This window comes from Mesotoga sp. UBA5847 (genome assembly GCF_002432735.1).
Classification (GTDB): domain Bacteria; phylum Thermotogota; class Thermotogae; order Petrotogales; family Kosmotogaceae; genus Mesotoga.
In genome coordinates, this window is record NZ_DJGL01000032.1 from 23568 (window position 1) to 30770 (window position 7203).

The window sequence follows — 7203 nt, forward strand, 5'->3', positions numbered from 1 at the left end:
CATTGAGGAGAAACGAAGATGCAGATTAAACTTAGATACCTTCTTGTTTTCATCTTACCTGCCCTGATTCTGTACTCTATGTTCATAATATACCCACTGATCGACAGCCTCATACTGAGCTTTTTCAGCTGGTCTGGTGTAGGGCCGAGGACCTTCGTCGGTTTAAAGAACTTCCGTACGCTTTTTACCGGAAGCTTTTCCAAAGAACTGTTCAATGCATTCTCACATAACGTTTATTTCTTCATCATGCTTGTAATCTTTGAGCTGGGACTCGGATTCCTTATTGCACTTATGCTGGCAAGCAAGATAAAGGGAGCCGGAGTGTTCAGAGTGGTCACATACATTCCGAATATGATACCTCTGGTTCTTGTGGGATTCATGTGGGTGCTCTTCCTGAATCCTCAAGCAGGCCTTGTTAACCAGCTTCTAAAACTTGTAGGGCTTGGAAGATTCGCACAGCCGTGGCTGGGTCAGGCAAGTACGGCTCTCACGACGATTATTCTGGTGAATGTTTGGCGAAATCTTGGGTTCTATGTACTCGTTATTCTCGCTGCGATACTTGATATATCGCCTGAATTGATAGAGGCCGCTTACATTGATGGTGCCAACAACTGGAAGATTACGTGGAGAATAATATTCCCTCTGACGTTTTCAACTTTCAGAACGCTAGCAATTCTCATTTTCATATGGAGTTTCAATATATTCGACATGGTATACGCTCTTGTGGGCGTACAGGCTGGTCCTTACAGAACTACTGACGTTCTCGGGACTCTCTTCTACAGGACGGCTTTCGGAGGACTTGGCAGCGGGGCAGTCGACATGGGACTGGGAGCTTCGGTAACAGTCTTCATCTTCACCATAGTTATGCCCGTCTCGATTCTGTATGTATACATTGTCGAGAAGAGACAAAGGAGTGCTTGAAACATGCTGAAGCTAAGTCTTTTCGGAAAGATAATCGTCTACTTCCTTCTGGCCGTCTACTGCCTGGTCATACTTGTTCCTTTTTTCATGATGATTTTGAACTCTCTCAAGTCGATGAGGGAGATCTATCTTCAACCCTTCTCCTTTCCGTCAAAGGTTATGTTCGAGAACTATTCAAAGGCCTGGCAACAGGCCGGTATAGGGACGGGCTACAAAAACAGTCTGATTGTTGCCGGAACCTCGGTAATTGGAATTGTTATAGTATCCTCTATGTTCGCCTATGCAATTTCTAAGTATACCTTCAAGGGAAGAAGATTTCTCTTCATTTACTCGATGCTAGGTCTGGCCTTTCCGGCGAGGCTCGCAATAATCCCCATATTCATACTACTGAGAAACTTTCATCTCACGAACTCTCTGCTTGGACTGATTCTAATCTACACCTCCGTAAATATCCCTTTCTCTGTCTTTCTTCTCAAGAATTTCATTGACGGGGTTCCGAATGAGCTTTCTGAAGCAGCCAGAATCGATGGAGCTTCTCCGATGCAGATATACTGGAAGATTGTACTTCCACTGGTCAAACCGGCTCTCTCCATAGTATCGATTGTCAGTTTCGTCAATGTGTGGAACGATTTCTTCTTCCCACTGATCTTCATAACCGACAGATCCAAGGCAACTATAACTCTCGCAGTCTCGATCTTCTTCGGAGAATACGTCAATCAGTGGCACCTCCTCTTCTCGGGCCTTACTCTTGCAGTGGCCCCGACGATAATACTCTTCTTGTTGTTCTCAAGGCAATTCATAACAGGTATGACGCAGGGAGCTATAAAGTGAGGTGTCTGGCGTGAAAGTGAAGCTTGGAATCGACTGTCTTCTGGCTGGAAACCAGCTGAAGAGTAAACGGATCGGTTTGTTAACCAATTCCAGCGGTGTAAATGGAGATTTACGAATCAACGTTGACCTGTTGCTCAGTAACAGATTCAACATCGTGAAGTTGTTCGGTCCCGAACATGGAATCTCGGGAGCCGCGGCAGATGGAGTAAGTGTAGACAATGCGGTCGACCCTAAGTACGGCATCCCAATCTATTCGCTCTTCGGAGATGTCATACGTCCTACAGAAGAAATGCTTTCGGGAATTGACTCCTTTGTTTATGATATCCAGGATGTCGGACTTCGCTTCTATACATACCTCTACTCTCTTGTATATTCGATGGAAGAGTGTGCAAAGCGGGGAATAGAGGTAGTTGTTCTCGATCGACCCAATCCTCTGTCCTGCAAAGTCGTCGGCCCAACAATTAAGAAGAGATTGGACAGCATCGTTGGTGGCTACGGTTTGGCTCTGAGGTACGGTATGACAGTGGGAGAAGTTGCGAAGTACTTCAACAAGGTTTTTGACATCGGCGCAGATCTGATCGTAATCCCCATGGAGAACTACGACAAAGACATGTATTATGATGAGACCGGCCATCTATGGAGTACTCCCTCTCCAAATATACCTTCTCTTGAACATGCGATACTATACTCGGGCTTCTGTCTCTTCGAGGGCACGAACCTATCCATGGGGCGCGGCACTGTTCATCCATTCAAATACATAGGAGCGCCATGGATTGACTCCTCATTGCTTTATAAGGAACTGAAAAAGCATGATCATCCCGGTATTGCCTTCAGAGAGAGGAGTTTCATTCCTGGGGCATTCAAGTTGCACGACCAGTCTTGTAATGGTCTTGAGTTCTATGTTGCCGATAGAAACACCATTAAACCCTTGGAACTTGCTTTAGACATAATCGCCACTCTAATAAGATTGTGGCCAGAGAAATTTGACTGGGATGTGCATTATCACGGGACCAGCATCCCTCTAAACAAGATGTGGGACGGCAGATACCATTTCGACCTGATAATGGGAGAAGAAAGGTATAGAGAAGAGTTGCTGAAGGGAGCAACTTCAGCAGAGCTTTCCCGCTTATGGGAAGGTGAACAGAGAGAGTTTGAGAGTCTGATCGAAGAATTCAGGATCTATTGAGTTTCTCAAATGCCTGTTCTGCAAGGATCTCATCCACGTTCCCCGTGAAGAGTGAGGTCTTGTGGTTGTTTATCATCTCCGAGAATCTCTCGTTATAATAGGCGGAGGCAAATGAGCCGCCAAATGTGTGGATTGTATCGACCTCACCTGTTCTCTCAAGAACGTTGAGAGTCCTTTTTGCCAGTATCTCTATTCCCTCATCTGCAACTCTTTTAGTCAGTTCCGAAGGGTCTTCTAGAGCAACTCTGCTAAATGAGGCGATCTTCGTTTTCATATCAGGCAGAAGCGTAAGATTGACAAGTTCCTCTATGCTCTCCATCTCAAAGAATTCTACAAGCCGATCGAAAACGGGATCGTGAGGAATCAATCCATCTCTATACTTGAGCGCTGCGGTGATCAGCTTCATGGAAATCCAATAGGCGCTTCCCTCGTCATCGAATATGTGTCCCCAGCCGCCAGACTTCACGGCTTCTCCCGCATAGTCATGACCGTAAACAGTAGAACCGGTTCCAGAAACGACAACAACACCTCTTCCTTCGCCGACTGCCGCTCTGTAAAGTCCCTCGATGTCCATAATCACTTCGATGCTAGCTCCTCTGAAAACCGATTCCAGCGCCTGAACGAGCTTTCCTTCGCGAGTTCTGCCCCCCGCACCGGAGAAGGCAGCGACTATCACATCCGGGACCCATATGTCGTCGCGAACTAACGAGAAAATCGATATGAGATTGCTACTGCTGACCGCAGTTATATTAACCCCGGTGCCGTAGTTCTTTCTTATCTTACCTTCACTTGAGATTGCAGTGACTCTAAGATTAGTTCCGCCTCCGTCCATTGCGATGATTTTCTTACTCATTCTACTCTCCTCACAACTTTTAGTCTGTAGCGATCCCCTCTGTAAACAGATCTGACCACTTCCACACATAGATTCTTATTGGTAAATGTCTGTCTCTCTCTAGATATTGCGTAGCTGTCCTCTTTGACTTTTAGATGCTTCGCCTCTTCTCTCGACAACCTGCAAACCTCGATGTTCTCCTGGGCATGATCGAGGACAATGGAAAACTCGTTTTTCAGAATTGCGTAGAGCGATTCTTCACTCATATCCCTATTCACTATGTTGAGAATCCTTATATCTGCCAGCGGATTGAGGTAGGCTCTCTCAATTCCATACGGTTCATCATCGAGATACCTAACTCTTTGGAGCAACACTACCATACCGTCCACGGGAATACCGAATAGCTCTGCTATCTCTACAGGAGGAACGATGAGACCGTCTTTCAATACTATCGACTTCGCTTTACGATTGTCTCTGGCAGCTTCTTCGGTAAATCCTGTGAGGGTACTGATACTTTCCTCGTGTTTTTCTTCGACGATGAAGGTCCCCCGACCTTTAGAAGACTCGATAACGGATTCTCTCTTCAGTTCGTCGAGCGCTCTCCGCAGCGTCAACCTGCTTACCTTGAACTCGCCGCAAAGCTCCTTCTCAGTAGGAAGTTTCTTTGAGTAAACGCCTTTGCCTATTCGCCGTTTAAGCTCTTTGTAGATTCGGTAGTAAACCGGAGCTCCAGCCTCTCTCACTTCACTTCTCCAAGTTCTTTTAGAGCCGAACGCACATGGCCTCTGTTACGCTTCAAAGATTCCTCGCACTGACCCTTCCCGAGCCCCGTCAGTGCCATGAGAATCGCAAGAGGGACCTCCCTGCCGGAGGCATCGAGTATCTTCGCGGACTCTTCATAAGAAAGGTCGCTAATTTCCGAGATTATTCTTGTTGCACGATCGACCAGTTTTCGGTTAAGAATCTTCACGCCTATCATGTAGTTTCCGAAAACCCTTCCTACCCTGACCATCGTTATAGTGCTTATCATATTCAGGACCATCTTCTGAGCCGTCCCAGCCTTCAATCTCGTGCTGCCCGTAACTACCTCCGGACCGGTTCGCACGGCAATAGTGACATCTGCTAGCTCCGCAAGGCGAGGATTCCCTACGTTACATATGATTATCGTTCTTGCTCCCTGCTTTCTTGCGTGTCTCAGTATTCCTTCAACGTAAGGTGTCCGGCCCGAAGCCGAAATCCCGATTACAGCATCTCTTCCGGATATAGCGACTTTCTCAGCCTCTTGCTCTCCAAGTTCAACACTGTCTTCGGCGTGCTCTACGGGGTTGGCAAGAGCTTCCTGTCCTCCAGCCATAAGTGTCACGAATAGCTCCTTTGAAACACCGAAAGTCGGAACGACCTCCGCAGCATCCAAGACCCCTAGACGGCCACTGGTACCTGCCCCTGCATAGACTATTCTTCCTCCCGACTGAAGAGATTCGACGCACAGTTCAACCGCAGAAGCGATTTCTTCGAGGACCTCTCTCACAGAAAGAGGTACCGTTGCATCCTCTTCGTTCATGATCCTCAACATTTCATAAGTCGATAGTTCATCCAAATTCATTGACTTGGGATTCGACCTCTCCGTATCAAGCTTATCAAACTTCATCCTAGACCTCCTGCGGTATCTTGACCGGAAGTTTTCCTTCGGCCACTATCGTACCCTTCAAGACCTTCATGATGCTCTTTTGCGAAACGGCTTCGTAGCCGTAACTTAGAATGCAGTTCTTCACACCGTTCACAAACGCGTCGTATGGGTTTCTCAAAGCGATCACAAGCATCCTTCCCGTTCTCTGCGAAAGCCTAAAGAGTAGCTCCCTTTGACCATCGTGCAGGTGAGCGTTCTCGGTGAAAACCAATTTTATGCCTTTTCCGGGGGCACTAGCTGCTATTCTGGCCGCTTCATCAACGGTGAGATTAGGTGCAAAATCAACTACTGGACTGTCCGTTATTTGTGCGATCTCTCTGGCCACAGCAGGAACCCCTTTCTGGGGACCATCCTCTACCTGGACCAATCTGGAAAGCCTGACCGCGAATATCGTGCTGACATCGCTTACTGGTAGAGGAAGCAGAGACCTGTCATTCAGAATGGCCGTAATTGAATTGTCAGAGATCTCTTGCATCGTCTCAAGGCTTTCCGGTGAACCTATCCCTTCGAGCGATACTCTCGCCGATGAGACAGCCTTCATCCTGAATCTCTCTACTCTGCTCAGCGACTGCTGAAAACGACCTTCAAGCTCGGAAGATCTCTCAATTTCCTTTATCAGAATCTTCTTGACTCTTCTCTGAATTTCCGGTTCATGGCAGTAAGTAAGATAATCCATACCGTTTTTCAGACCCTCTATCGCGGCCTCCTCGGGTTTGAAGTAATTGCTCACTCCGCCCATGCCAAGATCGTCAGCGACCAAGACACCCTGATACTTCAAGTAATCCCTCGCGAGATCGGTTAGGATCTCTCTAGACATTGAGGCCGGAACGCGCCTAACTTGAAGCTGCGGCATGAATATGTGAGAGGGCATTATAGAATCGGCAGGAACTTCTTTGAACGGCCTCAGTTCTTCAGAATCAAGGGTGCTGAGTGGAACATCCAGTACCGGCAGATCCAGATGAGCGTCTACGTCCACCCTTCCCTTGCCAGGGAAGTGCTTAAGGCAGCTCATAACACCATTTTCACTCATAGCATCAACAAATGCCCTTGCGTAAGAGATTACCTGCTCCGGAGAATCTCCAAAGCTTCGAACTCCAATTCCAGGGTTCTTTGGATTGCAGTTTACATCAACTACAGGAGCAAGATTCCAGTTGACACCGATAGCTCTCATCTCTCTGGCCATGATACTACCCGCAAGAAAGCAATTCTCAACTCTATTGGTTGCCGCTATTGCCATCGCGCCAGGAGAAACAGAGAAGCCTTCCCTGAGTCTGCTCACAATTCCGCCTTCCTGATCTATAGCTATTGCGGGCTTGTATCCCAGTACTCTCTCAATCTCGTCTACCAGAGCCCTAACCTGAGCTGCATCGACAATGTTTTTCGAAAAGAGAATCACCGCTCCGGGCTTGACTTGTACAAGAGTCTTCTCCGTGTCGCTATCGATTTCCGGTCCGGGAATTCCAATAAGAAACAGCCGTCCAACGGCTTCATCTAGATTCAAATGAAAACTCTCCTTCATTCACTTTCGACAGCTCAATTCTAATTTCTAATTGGTTGTATTGTCAATTGTATATTTGTCTAGTATGAATATACATAATCAATAATACACTTGCTCATCGACCTTAGTTGACTATAGTTCCAGCTAACCAGCCTAGGAAAAACTTGGAGGAAAAACGAAAATGAGATAGCATTGCTGTTGGGAGAACCGTGGTCGGGGGTAGCCGTAGGGGGTTGGTAAGAGCAAGA

Annotated in this window: 7 protein-coding genes; 3 read left to right on the plus strand and 4 right to left on the minus strand. The window is 47.1% G+C overall.

All coding sequences use genetic code 11. The features are described from left to right. The first annotated feature begins 18 nt into the window (after window positions 1-18). Genes B3K91_RS03505 through B3K91_RS03515 form a run of 3 tightly spaced genes read left to right on the plus strand, consistent with a single transcriptional unit; the run spans window position 19 to window position 2938 of the window. On the plus strand, window positions 19-921 hold the full coding sequence (locus B3K91_RS03505; RefSeq protein ID WP_099830495.1) for a carbohydrate ABC transporter permease: 903 nt from the start codon (window positions 19-21) through the stop codon (window positions 919-921). Between the two features lie 3 nt (window positions 922-924). After that, window positions 925-1752, plus strand: coding sequence for a carbohydrate ABC transporter permease (locus tag B3K91_RS03510; RefSeq protein WP_099830494.1), 828 nt, complete (start codon window positions 925-927; stop codon window positions 1750-1752). Between the two features lie 10 nt (window positions 1753-1762). Next, window positions 1763-2938 (plus strand): exo-beta-N-acetylmuramidase NamZ family protein, encoded by a 1176-nt coding sequence (locus tag B3K91_RS03515; protein WP_292590439.1) that lies wholly within the window; start codon window positions 1763-1765, stop codon window positions 2936-2938. Here the strand turns inward: B3K91_RS03515 and B3K91_RS03520 are convergent. The 4 genes from B3K91_RS03520 to nagZ are packed head-to-tail and all read right to left on the minus strand — an operon-like array spanning window position 2925 to window position 6958. Then, on the minus strand, window positions 2925-3791 hold the full coding sequence (locus tag B3K91_RS03520) for a BadF/BadG/BcrA/BcrD ATPase family protein (protein WP_214061343.1): 867 nt from the start codon (window positions 3789-3791) through the stop codon (window positions 2925-2927). The two genes, B3K91_RS03515 and B3K91_RS03520, sit on opposite strands and share 14 nt — an antisense overlap. After that, window positions 3788-4513 (minus strand): GntR family transcriptional regulator, encoded by a 726-nt coding sequence (locus B3K91_RS03525; RefSeq protein ID WP_214061342.1) that lies wholly within the window; start codon window positions 4511-4513, stop codon window positions 3788-3790. Before B3K91_RS03525 ends, B3K91_RS03520 begins: the two co-directional genes overlap by 4 nt. Next, complete coding sequence (gene murQ, locus B3K91_RS03530) at window positions 4510-5418, minus strand: N-acetylmuramic acid 6-phosphate etherase (protein ID WP_214061341.1); 909 nt, start codon at window positions 5416-5418, stop codon at window positions 4510-4512. Before murQ ends, B3K91_RS03525 begins: the two co-directional genes overlap by 4 nt. Window position 5419: 1 nt before the next feature. Next, complete coding sequence (gene nagZ / locus B3K91_RS03535; protein WP_102819247.1) at window positions 5420-6958, minus strand: beta-N-acetylhexosaminidase; 1539 nt, start codon at window positions 6956-6958, stop codon at window positions 5420-5422. Between the last annotated feature and the right edge of the window lie 245 nt (window positions 6959-7203).